This window comes from Streptomyces sp. ICC1 (assembly GCF_003287935.1).
In the GTDB taxonomy this organism is placed as follows: Bacteria; Actinomycetota; Actinomycetes; order Streptomycetales; family Streptomycetaceae; genus Streptomyces; species Streptomyces tritrimontium.
This window is the reverse complement of the sequence record NZ_CP030287.1, coordinates 3,078,209-3,092,720: the sequence shown is the minus strand read 5'-3', so window position 1 is coordinate 3,092,720 and position 14,512 is coordinate 3,078,209. Positions and strand designations below refer to the sequence as shown.

The 14,512-nt window shown below is 74.2% G+C and carries 14 protein-coding genes; 7 read left to right on the top strand and 7 right to left on the bottom strand.

Going from position 1 to position 14,512, the window contains the following annotated elements:
• Window positions 1–81: 81 nt before the first annotated feature.
• Entirely contained in the window at window positions 82–1,209 is a 1,128-nt protein-coding gene (locus tag DRB96_RS44575) for a VWA domain-containing protein (RefSeq protein ID WP_239517729.1), read from the bottom strand.
• A gap of 326 nt (window positions 1,210–1,535) precedes the next feature.
• Entirely contained in the window at window positions 1,536–2,081 is a 546-nt protein-coding gene (locus tag DRB96_RS14645) for a hypothetical protein (RefSeq protein WP_112448861.1), read from the bottom strand.
• A gap of 168 nt (window positions 2,082–2,249) precedes the next feature.
• Between DRB96_RS14645 and DRB96_RS14640 the strand changes: the two genes are divergently transcribed.
• Window positions 2,250–3,473, top strand: coding sequence for a hypothetical protein (locus DRB96_RS14640; protein ID WP_162688702.1), 1,224 nt, complete (start codon window positions 2,250–2,252; stop codon window positions 3,471–3,473).
• A 161-nt stretch (window positions 3,474–3,634) separates the two neighbouring features.
• On the opposite strand, the gene DRB96_RS14635 is transcribed toward DRB96_RS14640, so the two are convergent.
• Window positions 3,635–3,970: a hypothetical protein gene (locus DRB96_RS14635; RefSeq protein ID WP_239516314.1), complete on the bottom strand. Its 336-nt coding sequence runs from the start codon at window positions 3,968–3,970 to the stop codon at window positions 3,635–3,637.
• A gap of 313 nt (window positions 3,971–4,283) precedes the next feature.
• Here DRB96_RS14635 and ettA point away from each other — a divergent pair, with 313 nt between their 5' ends.
• From ettA to DRB96_RS14620, 3 genes are read left to right on the top strand one after another with little or no spacing between them, the layout of a single operon-like run.
• Window positions 4,284–5,948, top strand: a complete 1,665-nt coding sequence (ettA, locus tag DRB96_RS14630) for an energy-dependent translational throttle protein EttA (protein WP_112448858.1) — start codon at window positions 4,284–4,286, stop codon at window positions 5,946–5,948.
• Between the two features lie 19 nt (window positions 5,949–5,967).
• Window positions 5,968–6,435 (top strand): thioesterase family protein, encoded by a 468-nt coding sequence (locus DRB96_RS14625; RefSeq protein ID WP_112448857.1) that lies wholly within the window; start codon window positions 5,968–5,970, stop codon window positions 6,433–6,435.
• Entirely contained in the window at window positions 6,432–7,157 is a 726-nt protein-coding gene (locus tag DRB96_RS14620) for a hypothetical protein (protein WP_112448856.1), read from the top strand. The genes DRB96_RS14625 and DRB96_RS14620 overlap by 4 nt, the downstream gene beginning before the upstream one ends.
• Before the next feature lie 63 nt (window positions 7,158–7,220).
• Here the strand turns inward: DRB96_RS14620 and DRB96_RS14615 are convergent, their stop codons facing one another.
• On the bottom strand, window positions 7,221–7,625 hold the full coding sequence (locus DRB96_RS14615; protein ID WP_112448855.1) for a globin: 405 nt from the start codon (window positions 7,623–7,625) through the stop codon (window positions 7,221–7,223).
• A gap of 160 nt (window positions 7,626–7,785) precedes the next feature.
• On the opposite strand from DRB96_RS14615, the gene DRB96_RS14610 reads away from it, so the two are divergent.
• Genes DRB96_RS14610 through DRB96_RS14600 form a run of 3 tightly spaced genes read left to right on the top strand, consistent with a single transcriptional unit; the run spans window position 7,786 to window position 10,125 of the window.
• Complete coding sequence (locus DRB96_RS14610; protein WP_112448854.1) at window positions 7,786–8,772, top strand: methyltransferase domain-containing protein; 987 nt, start codon at window positions 7,786–7,788, stop codon at window positions 8,770–8,772.
• 43 nt (window positions 8,773–8,815) lie between these two features.
• The gene (locus tag DRB96_RS14605) at window positions 8,816–9,241 is read left to right on the top strand and encodes a PadR family transcriptional regulator (protein WP_112448853.1); all 426 of its coding nucleotides are present in this window, start codon (window positions 8,816–8,818) and stop codon (window positions 9,239–9,241) included.
• Window positions 9,238–10,125, top strand: coding sequence for a hypothetical protein (locus DRB96_RS14600; protein ID WP_112448852.1), 888 nt, complete (start codon window positions 9,238–9,240; stop codon window positions 10,123–10,125). The genes DRB96_RS14605 and DRB96_RS14600 overlap by 4 nt, the downstream gene beginning before the upstream one ends.
• 94 nt (window positions 10,126–10,219) lie before the next feature.
• On the opposite strand, the gene DRB96_RS14595 is transcribed toward DRB96_RS14600, so the two are convergent.
• The 3 genes from DRB96_RS14595 to DRB96_RS14585 form a co-directional block, all read right to left on the bottom strand.
• Complete coding sequence (locus tag DRB96_RS14595; RefSeq protein ID WP_112448851.1) at window positions 10,220–11,287, bottom strand: FHA domain-containing protein; 1,068 nt, start codon at window positions 11,285–11,287, stop codon at window positions 10,220–10,222.
• Window positions 11,288–11,375: 88 nt separating this feature from the next.
• Window positions 11,376–12,701: a VWA domain-containing protein gene (locus DRB96_RS14590; protein ID WP_112448850.1), complete on the bottom strand. Its 1,326-nt coding sequence runs from the start codon at window positions 12,699–12,701 to the stop codon at window positions 11,376–11,378.
• Window positions 12,702–12,727: 26 nt separating this feature from the next.
• Window positions 12,728–14,512, bottom strand: coding sequence for a PP2C family serine/threonine-protein phosphatase (locus tag DRB96_RS14585; RefSeq protein WP_112453422.1), 1,785 nt, complete (start codon window positions 14,510–14,512; stop codon window positions 12,728–12,730).

Below are 14,512 nucleotides of genomic sequence, written 5' to 3'. Positions count from 1 at the left end.
GAAGGGCCCGGGATCCGCATGGATCCCGGGCCCTTCGCGTGGTGCGTCGTGCGTGGTGCGTGGTGCGTCGTGCGGTGGGGACTAGAACGTCTCGAGGATGCCCTTGAGGAGGGCGGCAGAGGTCAGCTCGGTCGGCGCGGGGCCGGCGTGGAAGAAGCCGGCGTTCTCGGCGTCCAGCTTGCGCAGGAAGTCGAAGGCCTTGGCGTCGTGGTCGCCGAACGCGACGAACTGCCAGTGGATGCCGGGAGCGGTGGCGGCGGCCTCGACGAGGGCGGCCCTGGCGGGCTGCCGGTTGTCGGGAGCGCCGTCGGTCTGGAAGACGACCAGGGCCGGGCCCTCGCCGCCGTCCTTCTGGTAGCGCTCGACGACGGCCTCGACGGCGACGTGGTAGCTGGTGCGGCCCATCCGGCCGAGCTCCGCGTGGCGGGTCTCGACCCAGGCCTCGTCGTACGCGTCGAGGGCGAGGTCGGCGGTGCCGTCCACCTCGGTGGAGAAGAACACCGTGCGGACGGTGGCCTCGTCGTCGAGGTGCGCGGCGAGGGCGAGGACGTGGTCGGCGAGGTACTGGGCGCTGCCGTCCTTGTAGAACGGCCGCATCGAGCCCGACCGGTCGAGGACGAGGTACACCGTGGCCCGTGCCCCGGCCTTGCCCTTGGCCCGCAGCACCTGGCCGGCGGCCTTGTGGGCGGCGGCGAGCGGGGGCGCTTGCCGCTTGACGTCACCGAGCCCGCGCGCGGGGCCGTCGGCGTCGGCCTCCCCGGCTCCGGCGGCCGCGGCCGCCTCCTCGTCGTGGCCTTCGGCCACGGGCGCGGTGGCCTCCGCCTCCGGCTCGGCCTGGTCCGCAGTGGCGGCGTCGGCCGCGAGGGGCTCTGCCTCCGGGGCTGCGGCAGGGGTCTCGTCCTGCGCCTGTGCCTGCGGCGCGGTGGCGTCCGCGGCGGGCTCCGCTTCCGCGGTGACGGGTTCGGCGGCCGGGGCCGCCTCCTCGCCGTCCACGGCCACGGGTGCGGTGGCCTCGGCGGCCAGCTCGGCCTCGGCGGGGACTTCGTCCTGCGCCTGCGGCGCGGGCACGTCCACCGGGACCTGCTCGGGGAGCGCTTCCGGCTCCGCCTCGGCCTTGTCCGCAACAGCGGTGGCGGCCGTGTCGGGCTCCGCCGCCGGGGTGGCGGTATCGGCGGCCGGGGCCGCCTCCTCGTCGTGGCCTTCGGCCACGGGCGCGGTGGCCTCCGCCTCCGGCTCGGCCTGGTCCGCGACGGCGGCGTCGGCGGTGTCGGCCTCGGCGGCGGCAGCTGCCGGCTCCGGCTCGGCCTCAGCGACGGCAGCTGCCGGCTCCGGCTCGGCCTCGGCGGGGGCTTCGGTCTGCGCCTGCGGCGCGGTGGTGTCCGCCGCGGCGGGCTCGGCCTTGTCCGCAACGGCCTCGGCCTCGGCGGCCGGCTCCGGTGCGGCCGGGGTGGGGGGCTGCGGGGCTGCCGGCCCCGCCAGGCCGGCAGCCCGGCCCCGCCAGGCCGGCCGCCCCGCCGGCCCGGCCGAGCGGCGCGTCAGCCCGCGACGCCGAGATCGGTCCGCATCGCGCCCCGCATGCCCTCCCAGCGCACCGTGAGGGCGATGAGCTCGGCGTGGATCTCCTCGAACGACCCGCGCGGCTCGGGCGTCCCCTCCGCCAGCCGCATGGTCCGGGAGTAGGCGCCGGCCATGCGCTTCGTCATCAGGTCCAGTTCCACGAGCACGGCGGCCGAAGCGATCATCTGCGCCTCCGCGAAGGCGGCGTGGTGCGCGTTGCGGGCCTCCTCCACCGCCGCCCGCTCCTGCGGCTCGACCTGCTCACGGTGGACGACCCACAGGAAGTACATGAGAGCGATCCGGTACCGCCGGTACGCGGCGTTCGCCGCCGTGTAGCACTCGCGCCGGCGGGCCAGGTCCGCCAGCTCCTGCTCCCGCACCCACGAGGTGTGGGCCACCTGCTGCTCCCGCTCGAACTGAGCCGCCTGCAGGCGCGACAGCATCCGCTGCGACAACAGGGTCGCCAGCAGCGTTCCGGCCACGCCGACGACGGCGGCGCCGAGCGCGATCAGTCCGTTGTCCATGCTCCCCCCACCTTTTCCTCCCACCGCGGCCGCAGCCCCCCGGCCGCTCCCCGTCGGCGTCAGCGTCATCCTGCCGTGCGAGACGGGGCCCGCGGGGCCCTTTCGCCGACCCCGCCCGCACCGAAAACGCGTGGCGGGCCCGCCCCCGGTCGGGCAGGGTGCCCGGTGATGAGCGAAGAAGACGCAATGCCCCACGCCCCCTCCGACTCGGTCGAGGGCCTGCTGCAACGGGGGCGCGGCCTGGGCGCGATACGGGCGCTCCGGGATCCGAGCGGTGCCGCCGCGGCCGTGTACGACGGGATCCGCCGGGACTGGAAGTGGGACTGCCAGACCGACACCCGCCACCTCTACCAGGCACGGCTCGTCCGGGACCTGGAGCTCTCGCCGACGCCGGTCGTCGACCAGCTGGCGGGGGACGAGGAGGCGACGTTCCGGGCCGTCTACGTGCTGGAGCTGCTGGCCCTCGCCGGTTCGGACGAGGCCCGGGAGGGACTGCGGGCGTACGTCCGGGAGGGCGAGCACTGGGTCCGCGTACTGGAATCCGTCGCGGTCACCTGGCCTGTCGAGTGGTGGGAGGACCTGGGCGACATCGCGCGGGCCCGGATCGGCGGGGAGGAGGACCTCCCGTGGTCCTACGAGCCGTGGGCCCGGTTCGGGATCGAGGTGCCGGGCCTCCGGCACCCTCCGCGGCCTTCGCTGGACGGGCTGGGCGACGGGGAACTGCTCGCCCTGCTGGCCGCCGACGGCACGGAGTTCCAGACGAAGATCGACGCGCTGCGCGTGCTGGCCGGGCGGGAGCCCGCCGAAGGGCTGATCCCCCTGGTGCCCTCACTCGGCACCGGGAACGGCCTCAGGCCCCTGCCCTTCCTCCTGCGGGCGGTCGGCCGCCTCGGAGCCCTCGCCGTGCCCGCGGCACCCGGCTGGGCGGCGGACGACCGCGAGTGGCTGGCCCGGCTGGGCGCCGACGTCCTGGCCGACCACCCCGGCCCCGAGGCGCTGCCGGGGCTCGTGGCGGAACTCGCGGGTCAGTGGGAGGCGCGCACCTGGTGCGGCCCCGACGTCACCGCGAAGCGGCTGGCCGGCCTCGGGCCCGCCGCCGCCGGGGCCGTCCCCGTGCTGCGCCGGTTCTGGCTGCACACCCCGCACTCGTACGAGCGGGCCGACTACCTGGGCGCGCTCGCCGCCATCGACCCGTCCGGGCTGGATGACGCCTACACCGAGTCGCTCTGGGACTGCGAGGAACGGACCCGGCTGCTCGGGATCGCCTCGGCGCCCCCCGGTCCGGAGAACCTGGCGCGGATCGCGGTCCTGCGCGACGATCCGATGGAGCTGCCCGCAGTACGGGCGGCGGCCGGCGCCCGCCTGACCGCCGCCGCCCGGCCACAGCACTAGCTAGTGCTGTGACCGGAAAGGTTCACCGGGTCGCGGCGCCCGGCACGGCACCTCGCCGCGTTGTCGGACCACCGAAGTACGTCCAGTACAAGCGGCGGCCCTCCGCCTTGCGAGGCACCGCACCGGACACCGCGACCCGGCAAACCTTTCCGGCCACAGCACTAGACGGCGTCGTTCTCGGCCTGCACCCAGGCCAGCTGCTCAGCGCTCAGCGGGGGGTCGAACCCTTCCGGGAACAGCAGCATGAGGGGCTGCGGCCACACGTTCTCCGGTCCGTGCTCCTCGCAGTGCGAGACGACGAGGTGGGGCCCTCCCCGGCAGGGCTCCTCACGGAAGAGGCTGTCATGGGCCTGGCAGAAGTACCAGAAGTTCCAGCAGTCATCCTCATCGGCCGGCTCGTGGAAGCCGGGATCGCGGACGACGATGGTCACTGGTTCCTGCAGGTTGAACCGGGGGATGGGCCGGGGGTCGCACCACAGCAGTCGGGGAGGGAGCACGTCCCCATCCTGCCCGTGGCCCGACCGGCTCGGGCCGTCGGGCCGGGTCATCAGGGCGGGCCCGCCACCTGCGAGAACGGGACCCACGGTGGGTGCCGCCGGGCCGTCCGCAGGGCCGTCCCCGGGCCGTCCGCAGGGCCGTCCGAGGGGGCCGGGGACGGCCCGGCGGCAAGCCATGACGGCCACGGTCGTCCGTCCCCTCCAGCCGCCGCGCAGGTCAGAGCGCCGGGACCATACGGGTTTCCCCCGGGGGATGGACGTCAGGCAAGATGGGGTGTATCTGCCCACCCATCGATCTGCCGGACGGTTTCTCTTGGCTGAGTTCATCTACACCATGCGCAAGACGCGCAAGGCGCACGGCGACAAGGTGATCCTTGATGACGTCACCTTGAACTTCCTGCCCGGCGCGAAGATCGGTGTGGTCGGCCCGAACGGCGCCGGCAAGTCCACCGTTCTGAAGATCATGGCGGGCCTGGAGCAGCCGTCCAACGGCGAGGCCTACCTCTCGCCCGGCTTCACCGTCGGCATCCTCATGCAGGAGCCCAAGCTCGACGAGTCCAAGACGGTCCTGGAGAACGTCCAGGACGGCGCCGCCGACATCATGGCCAAGCTGAAGCGCTTCAACGAGGTCGCCGAGGAAATGGCGACCGACTACACCGACGCGCTGCTGGACGAGATGGGCAAGCTCCAGGAAGTCCTGGACCACTCCAACGCCTGGGACCTCGACGCCCAGCTGGAGCAGGCCATGGACGCCCTGGGCTGCCCGCCCGGCGACTGGCCCGTCACCAACCTCTCCGGTGGCGAGAAGCGCCGCGTCGCGCTCTGCAAGCTGCTGATCGAGGCCCCGGACCTGCTCCTCCTCGACGAGCCCACCAACCACCTCGACGCCGAGTCGGTGAACTGGCTGGAGCAGCACCTTTCGCAGTACAAGGGTGCCGTCGTGGCCGTCACCCACGACCGGTACTTCCTGAACAACGTCGCCGAGTGGATCCTCGAGCTCGACCGTGGCCGCGCCCACCCGTACGAGGGCAACTACTCCACCTACCTGGAGAAGAAGGCCACCCGCCTCAAGGTCGAGGGCCGCAAGGACGAGAAGCGCCAGAAGCGCCTCAAGGAAGAGCTGGAGTGGGTCCGCTCCAACGCCAAGGGCCGCCAGACCAAGTCCAAGGCCCGTCTCGCTCGCTACGAGGAGATGGCCGCCGAGGCGGACAAGATGCGGAAGCTGGACTTCGAGGAGATCCAGATCCCGCCGGGCCCGCGTCTGGGCTCGATCGTGGTCGAGGTCAACAACCTCAACAAGGCGTTCGGTGACAAGGTCCTGGTCGACGACCTGTCCTTCACGCTGCCGCGCAACGGCATCGTCGGCATCATCGGCCCGAACGGCGCCGGCAAGACCACGCTCTTCAAGATGCTCCTGGGTCTGGAGGAGCCGGACTCCGGTTCCGTCAAGATCGGCGAGACCGTCAAGATCTCGTACGTCGACCAGAGCCGCGCCAACATCGACCCCAAGAAGTCCCTGTGGGCCGTCGTGTCGGACGAGCTGGACTACATCAACGTCGGCCAGGTCGAGATGCCTTCGCGCGCGTACGTCAGCGCCTTCGGCTTCAAGGGCCCGGACCAGCAGAAGGCCGCCGGCATCCTGTCCGGTGGTGAGCGCAACCGCCTCAACCTGGCGCTGACGCTCAAGGAGGGCGGCAACCTGCTGCTCCTCGACGAGCCCACCAACGACCTCGACGTCGAGACCCTGTCCTCGCTCGAGAACGCGCTCCTGGAGTTCCCGGGTGCGGCCGTGGTCATCTCCCACGACCGGTGGTTCCTGGACCGGGTCGCCACGCACATCCTGGCGTACGAGGGCGAGTCCAAGTGGTACTGGTTCGAGGGCAACTTCGAGTCGTACGAGAAGAACAAGGTCGAGCGGCTCGGCGCGGACGCCACCCGTCCGCACCGCGCCACCTACAAGAAGCTCACCCGAGGCTGAGGACTGAGGTCGCGTCGCCATGGCCAGACACCACTACCGGTGCCCCCTGCGCTGGGCGGACATGGATGCCTTCGGGCACGTCAACAACGTCGTCTTCCTCCGCTATCTGGAGGAGGCGCGGATCGACTTCATGTTCCGCCTCGCGCCGGGGGAGGGCAGTGAGTCCTTCACGGGCGGTTCCGTCGTGGCCCGCCACGAGATCGACTACAAGCTGCCCCTCGTGCACCGCCACGAGCCGGTCCTCATCGAGTCCTGGGTGACCCGCATAGGCGCCGCGTCCCTGACCATCCGCTACGAGGTCAAGGACGAGGCGACGGCGGACACGCCCGAAACGGTCTACGTGCGCGCCGAGACCGTCGTCGTGCCCTACAACCTCGCCGAGGGGCGGCCCCGCCGCATCTCGGCCGAGGAGAAGCTCTTCCTCCAGGAGTACCTGGACGAGCCGCAGGCCGGTGCCGCGGCCCCTGCCGGGGGCATCGCGGCATGAACGAGCAGTTGCACTTCGCCGATTCCGGGGAGGCGGCGGACCTCGCCGCCTTCCTGGGCCGACTGGTGCACTACGACCGCGCCGCCGCCGTCCGCCTGCAGGCGCAGGCCGGCGGCGGCGCGCTCGCCGTCTTCGGGCGGCCCCCGTCCTTCGACGTGCTGGCCGTCCGCACGGTGCGGCTCGCCGCGCCCGTCTCCGTCCCGCTGGACCTGACCGTCTCGGCCGGCGAGCTCCTCGAGTCCGTGTACGAGGGCCGGGAGGCCGGCGCCGGCGTACCCGCGCCCGTCACCGGACCGCCCTGGGCCGGAGTGCTGCCGCCCCGCGCGGGCTGGCGGCAGGTGCCCGGGCTGCCCGGCCCCGAGGCCGTACGGGAGGCCCTGGCGGCCTGCGTCGCCGAGTTCCGGGCCCGCGACGAGGCACTGCCCCCGCAGCACCGGACCCGCTCCGAGCGCGACCGCATCGGCCGCGAGATCTGGTCCCGCACGCTGGGGGACACCGAACTTCCACTGCGCGCCGCGCACGCCGCGCAGTCCCTGGGCTTCCTGCGGCCCGTACGGTCCCCCGTGCCCGCCGCCGCGCTCGCGGCGTCGGCTCCGCACGACGCCCCCGAACCGCTCGCGCTGTTCGCCGCCGGGGGCTGGCTGCGGCTGCGCACCCCGTACGGCTCGATCGTCGCGCGCCGCCCGGGCGGCCTCGGGGCCCTGCTGGTCCGGCCGGTCTGACGGAGCCGCCCGCAGGGGCTCCCGTACGGGAGCTCTTACGGGCTCCCGTACGGGCCCGGCCGGTCAGCCCGCCGTATTGATCATCGACGCCGCCGCGTACGTCAGGTAGCGCCACAGCTGCGCCTCGAGCTCCGGGGCGAGGCCGATCTCGTCCACGGCGACCCGCATGTGGCGCAGCCACGCGTCGTGGGCCGCGGAGTCCACCTGGAACGGCGCGTGCCGCATGCGCAGGCGCGGGTGGCCGCGGTTCTCGCTGTAGGTGTTCGGGCCGCCCCAGTACTGCATCAGGAACAGCGCGAACCGCTCCTCGGCCGGTCCCAGGTCCCCCTCCGGGTACATCGGACGCAGCAGCGGGTCTTCCGCGACCCCCTCGTAGAAGCGGTGGACCAGGCGGCGGAAGGTGGCCTCGCCGCCCACCTGTTCGTAGAAGGTCTGCTCCTGGACCGTGCCCCGCGGAATCTCATTCACCCGACCATCGTCTCAGACGCCCGGACGGAGGACCCCGGCCCTAGGCCCCCCCAAGGGGGTCCCGGCGGGAGTCCCAGGGGAGTCCCTGGCGAGTCCTGGGGGAAGCCCCGGGGGAGTCCCCGGGGTCGCCCGGCGGCGAGGTCCGCAGGACAGTGGATGCATGGGCGCACAAGCCGAGGTCCGCGACGTGCTGGAGACCGCGCACGCGGCGCAGGTCCGTGAGCTGACCGCCGCCGGGGCGCTGGAGGATCCGGCCTGGCGGGCGGCCTTCGCCGCCGTGCCCCGGCACGTCTTCGTCCCGTACTACTTCACCGGCCGCGGCGCGGGCCACGAACGGCTCTGGGCCGAGGACCCCGACCCCGCGCAGCGCGCCCGCTGGCTGCGCGGGGTCTACACCGACGCCCCGCTCGCGACCCGGCTGCGCGACGGCGAGCTGGTCTCCTCCAGCAGCCAGCCCTCGCTGATGGCGAAGATGCTCCACGCCCTCGACGTGCGCGACGGGGACCACGTGCTGGAGATCGGCGCGGGCACCGGCTACAACGCGGCCCTGCTGTGCCACCGGCTCGGCGACGACCTCGTCACCACGGTGGACCTGGACGAGGAGATCACCGAGTCGGCCCGCGCGCACCTCGCCCGGCTCGGCCACCGGCCTGCCGTCGTCACCGGAGACGGGGCGCGCGGCTGCCCCTCGCGCGCCCCCTTCGACCGGATCCTGGTGACCTGCACGCTCCCGCTGATCCCGTACGCCTGGCTCGCCCAGTGTCGGCCGGGGGCGCGGATCCTGGCCCCGCTGTCGACCGGGCTGATCGCGCTCACGGTGCGGGACGAGGAGCTCGCGGAGGGCCGCTTCCTGCACACCTCGGCATATTTCGTGCCCCTGCGCGGGGCCACGGCGGCGCCGCCGGGCACGTACGGGATGCCGGAGGGGCTCCCGTACGAGCTGGTGGAGAACGAGCGCTTCCAGTTCATGCTGCTGCTGACCTCGGGCGCGCTGCACACGAGGGAGGCGCTGGACCTGTGGCGGCGCGAGGACCGGCCGGCGCGCGAGCGGTTCGGGGTGACGGTCAGCGCCGAGGGGCAGTGGTCGTGGCTGGACGATCCCCAGGGGCCCTACGTGTGGCCCCTGGGGGAGACCCGGGCTCCATAGGTCGGCTATCGACATATGTCGGCTGCCGAGCTATGGTCGGTGTGTGAATGATCAAGCTCTCCGCGAGCCGACCCTGCTGATCCTCACGGCGATCGCCGATGCCCCGCGGCACGGCTACGCGATCGCCCAGGAGGTCGAGAAGATTTCGGAAGGCCGCACCAAGATGCGCACCGGAACGCTCTACGGAGCCCTGGAGCGGCTCCTGGAGCAAGAACTCATCGCCGTCCACGAGGAAGAGGTGGTCGACGGACGCAGGCGGCGCAGCTACGCGCTCGCCCCCCGCGGGCGGGAGACCCTGGCCGCCGAGGCGGCCCGGCTCGCGCGCACCGCGCAGGAGGCGACCCGGCGGCTGGGACTCGGCGGGGCGGGAACCTCCGTCGGCGCCTCCTTCCGCGCCTCCTTCCGTGCCTCCTCCCGTGCCTCCGTCCGCGCCTCCTTCCGCGTCGGCGGAACGGTGGTGGGCTCGTGACCACGCTGCTGAGGCTGTATCCCGCCGCCTACCGGCGGGAGTTCGGCGACGAGATCGCCGACGCGTACCGGGAGGCCACGCGAGGGGCGGGGGCGCCCGCCCGGCTACGGGAAGGTGCCGACGTGGCCGGACACGCCCTGCGCATGCGGCTCGGCCTGGGCTCCACGGGTCGGCCCGGCCGACTCCTGGCGGCGCTGGCGCCGTTCGCCTTGGTCGTGGTCGGGGCGACCGCGTCGGGATGGGTCGGATTGATGCGCTACGCCCTCTTCGCCGGGGGACAGGTCGGCGCGGGTTTCGTGACGCTGGTCGCGGGATACCTGGTCATGCTGCTCGGCGTGTTCCTCGCACTGGCCGGCCGCTGGCCGGTGGGCAACTGGATCGTGCTGGTGGGAGTGGTCGTGGAGATCGCCGCCACTACGTTCCGGACGGGCATCGGTGGCATCGGGATCTCGGCGCTCTTCACCACCCCGATGCTCGTCCTGGCCCCGACCCTGGCCCTGGCCCTGGGGGCGGTGGCGTGCCCGCCGGACCTGCGGCCGGCTCCGCGGATCCGCACCCGGGCCGGGGTGGCCGCCGTGATGGCGTGGACGCTGGTGCTGGAGGGTGCGGTGCTGGTGGTCCCGCTGGAGTACCCGTTCACCCAGCTGCGCTTCGTCGTGCCGGTGGCCGCCGGACTGCTGTTGGCCGGACGCCCGGCGTTCGCCCGGCTGTGCACCGCACCCGCCGTCTTGCTCGCGGGACTGCCGTTCCTGTACTTCGGTGCGACGCCCGGGTCGCTGCTCCCGCTCACGCTCGCCGTCCTGCTGGTCCTGCTGCTGGTCGCCGCAGTGGTGGTGGGCGTGCGCCGTCGGCGGGGTGCACGGGACCCCCTGGTCGGCGGCTGAGCATCCCCGGTCCGAAAACGGAGCCCTCCGGTGTGTCGCCGGAGGGCTTCGCCGCGTTCAGGACCCGCGGCCGCGCCGGGTCAGACGCGCCCGGTCAGCCGCGCCGGACGGTGATCGTGGTCCAGGCGCCGACGTGGACGCGGTCGCCGTCGCCGAGGGGGACCGGCACGTAGGGCTGGATGGACTCCTCGCCCCCGTTGATGGTCGTCCCGTTGGTGGAGTTCTGGTCCACCACCGCCCAGCTGCCGTCGGGCTGCTGGACGAGCACCGCGTGCTGGTGCGAGACGCCCGGGTCCTCCGGGGGCACCGACAGGTCGATGTCGGGGGACTCGCCCGTCGAGGCGCGGCGGCGGCCGATGGTGATCTGGCCCCCGGTGAGCGGCAGGTGCTGCTCGGGGGAGTACGCGGGCAGGCTGAGCCCGGCGGCCTCGGGACCGCTGCGGTGCATCATCGCCATGAAGTACGAGCGGTCCGGGCCGATGGTCGCGGTCCAGGCGCCGCCGCCCTGCGGCTGGGGCGGGAAGGGCTGGTGGGGCTGCTGGTGGTGCCCTTGCGGCTGCGGCGGCGGGTACTGCCCCGGTTGCTGGTACTGAGGCTGCTGCTGCTGGGGCGGCGGGGGCTGCTGCTGGTACTGGGGCTGCTGGTACTCCTGGTGCGCCGGGGGCGGCAGCATCCAGTCGTCCTCGCGCTGCAGCGGCTCGGCCGGCCGGTTGACCCGGGAGGGCCGCGAGCCCTGGTAGTCGAAGTGGTCCTGGGAGTACGCGGGCGGGGCCGACGGCGCGCCCGGAGAGGGCGGCGGCGGGCCCGGCGTGCCCATGGTCCGGGTCCCGGCGCCGCCGGGGCCGCCGTGCGCACCCTGGCCGGCGCCCTGGCCAGTGCCCGGTCCCGCGCCCGGTCCCGCGTCCGGGGCGAGGGGCGTGTACGAAGTCGCCGTACGGGTCAGGAAGTTGTACCGGCACTCCTCGCAGAACGGGGCCATGGCCTCGCGCGGGGTCCGGCACTGCGGGCAGAGCTCGGCCTGGGCGGTCGGCTCGCCGGTGGGAGGGTAGCCGTAGCCGTAGGAGGGCGCCCCGGGGTTGCCCGTGGGGGCAGCCATGCGGTGGCCGCAGACCTCGCACCAGTCGTCGGAGGCGGACTGGTGCCCGTTCGGGCAGGTCGGCATCGCGGCGCTTCCTCCTTCTTCCCGCCCGGTCGAGGCGGGTCCACTTCTTCGTCTTCGGCTTGTCCAGCGTGCGGGCCCGACCTGGCGGTCAGGCTTTCTTCACTCGAACGGTTTGGGTCGAACGCGTTTCAAGGGTCATTTCGTCAGCGTCGGCGACCTTGGCCTTCAGCCGCACAGTACCCGCCGCCGCATCGACGACATCGACCACCTTGGCCAAGAGCTTCGCGGTGTCCGCGTTGCCCGAGGCGCTCGCGAGCTGGACGGCTCGGCCGAGTTTGGCCGTGGCGCCACCGACATCGCCCATTTTGCGGGCTTCCAGGCCCTGTTGGATAGCCTGCGCGAGCTCCGCCTGCCCGGTGTAGTGCGCCACCTGCGGGTTGATGGCGGTGGACGCGGCGAGGTCGTCCGTCCACACGGCGCGGACCAGGCCCTGGGCGAGGACGGCCGGGGCATCGCCCGGCGCCCCCGGCATGACGAGCGTGGCGCGGGCGGCCAGCATCTCCTGGCCGACGGACGCGCTGGGGACCCGGACGCACACGTGGTACTCGCGGGACTCGTCGCCCCACGAACCCGTCGGGTAGTCCCCGGCGCGCGGGCCCGCCTGCGTGCGGCGGTCCGTCACGTCCTGGACGGCCGGGGCGACCTGCTTGACGTACTGGATCTCCACGCCCACCGGGGTCCACAGGCGCAGCGCGACGTCCGCGACCTCCTTGCCCATGGCGTTCTCCATCATGAGCGTGAAGTCCTCGGCGAGGTGGGCCGGGTCGGCCACGATGTCGGCGGTGCCGAGCAGCGCGCTCGCGATCCCGGTGACCTCCTTGACCTCCCAGTCGGTTCCCACGCCGCGGGCGTCACAGGTGAACCGGCCCGCGCAGGCGTCGAGGGCGGCGCGCAGGACGGCCGGCTCCTCGTGCTCGTTGCGCCCGTCGGTCAGCAGGATCCCGTGCTTTATCGTGGCGCCGGCCCCGCGCAGCAGGCCGTCGGCCAGGCGGAGCCAGGTGCCGATGGCGGTGCCGCCGCCGGAGGAGAGCCCGCGCAGGGCCCCCTTGGCCTGGGCGCGGGTGGCCGCGTCGGCGGTCGCGAGGCGGCCCTGGCCCGGGTAGACCTCCTTGGCCACGTGCGTGCCGGCGATCACGGCGAAGGCGGTGCCGTCGCGGAGCGTGTCGATGGCCGCGGCGGTGGCCTCGCGGGCTCCGCGCATCTTGTCGGGCGGGTACTCCATGGAGCCCGAGCAGTCGACCATGATCACGACGGCGGCGCCGCCCGCGGCCACGGGGGTCCGGGCGGCGGTGGCCCCGCCCGTGGACGTGACCGTGACGATCGCGTGGACGTCGCGGCCGCCCTCGGGGAGGAACTCGTTCTGGTACACCTCCACGCTGAAGCGCGGGGCACTCGGCTTGGCGAAGTTCGCCATCGGTCGGTACTCCTCGGGGACGGGTGTCAGGCCTGGGCCTGCGGGGCGGCGGGGCTCGCGGACGGGCTCTGCGGCGGCGCGGAGAACGGGACGACGGCCACGGTGACGTTGTCGTGCCCGCCGCCGTCGAGCGCGTGGCCCACCAGGACCTGCGCGCTGTGCAGGGGCCGGACGGCGGCGTCGGAGGGGAGCACCTGGGCCAGGTCCCGCGCCGACTCGGCGTAGTTCCACAGTCCGTCGGTGCACACCACGACCACGCCGTCGTGGTCGGGCTTGAAGGTGGCGGTGTGCGGTTCCAGGTCGTACGCGTCGGCCCCGAGCCAGCCGGTGATGGCGTGCGCGCGGACGTCGGCGTAGGCCTCGGCCTCGCCCATCAGGCCCGCCGCGACCATCTGCGCGGCCCAGGAGTCGTCCTCGGTGAGCCGGCGGGGGAGCGCGGCACGGTCGTCCGGGACCCAGTAGGCACGGCTGTCGCCGACCCAGCCGATGGTCAGCAGGCCGCCGCTGACGACGGCGCCGACCAGGGTGCAGGCGGGGGCGTTCTGGGCGCCGGGCACCTCGGGCGCGAGGGCGTTGACGGCCGCGGCGGCGGCCAGGATCGCCTCGTGCATGGCCTCCTGGGGGTGGGCGCCGCGGGGGAGCGCCTCGAGCAGTGCCTCGTTGGCGGCGCCCGCGGCGGCGGCCGAAGCCTCGTCGGGGCGGCTGGCGGAGGACACGCCGTCGCAGACGATGGCCACGGTGGCGGCGGACCCGTCGGGCAGCGCGGTGGCCGCCACGGCGAAGGAGTCCTCGTTGCGGTGGTGGCGCAGCCCGCGGTCGCTGACGGCGGCGACGCTCCCGAGCTCCTCTTCGAGGTGGTCACGCTCCCGGGGCTGCGCGTGGCCGCAGTGCTCGCAGTAGCCGTCGGTGTCCACCCGCCCGGCGCGGCACGCGACGCAGGTCTTCCCGCCGGACTCCGGCTCGCCGCCGCCGTACGGGGCTTCGTGCGCGGAGCCGTCGCCCTGCGGGGCGGGAGCGCCGTACGGGGCCTGGTCCGCGGAACCGGAACCGGAAGTGGAACCGGGACCGGAACCGGGACCGGGGTCGCCGTACGGGCCGTCCGGCTCCGGAGCGTGCCCGGAGCCCTCGTGTCCCGAGGCGCCTGCGGAGCCCGAGGCGCCTGCGGAGCCCTGGCCGAGCGGGACGGTGGGGCCGAAGGGGTCCGGGCCCTGCGGCGCCGCGGCGCCGTACGGGGCTCCGCCCGCCGGGTGCTGGGGCTGCGGGACGGGGCCGTCGTACCGGGACCGGGCATCGGGCGCCGGGTCGGGGCCGCCGTCCGGTGCCGCGGAGCGCGGAGCCGTCGCGTGGGCGTCCGCCGGGGCCGGGTCGGTCCAGCCGGCGACCCCGGAGACCAGGGTGGGTGCGGCCGTGGAGGTGCTGCCCCAGCCGGGCGCGGGCTCGCCGCCCGGGTACCCGGCGGCGGCCGGCGCGCCGTACCCGCCGGGGGCGGAGCCGCCGGAGGACAGGGGTGCGAGCACCTCGTCGGGCGCCGGTCGGCCGCGCGTGGCCGGAACGCCGGCCGGAATCCCGCCGGCCGCGATCCCCGCGGCCGGATCCGCCGGTTCCGCGGCAGGGGCGAGCGGAGCCGGAGCCGGTGGCGGAACCGGAGCCGAGGCCGGAGCCGGGGCGGTCACGGCGGCGGCCGGCCCGGTGGGGGCGGAGGCCGCTGGGCCGGAGGCCGTGAGGGCGTGTCCGCAGAATCCGCAGAAACGGTCACCCTCTTCCAGGGGTTCCGCGCAGCTGGGGCAGCCCGACGGCCGATGCATCGACAT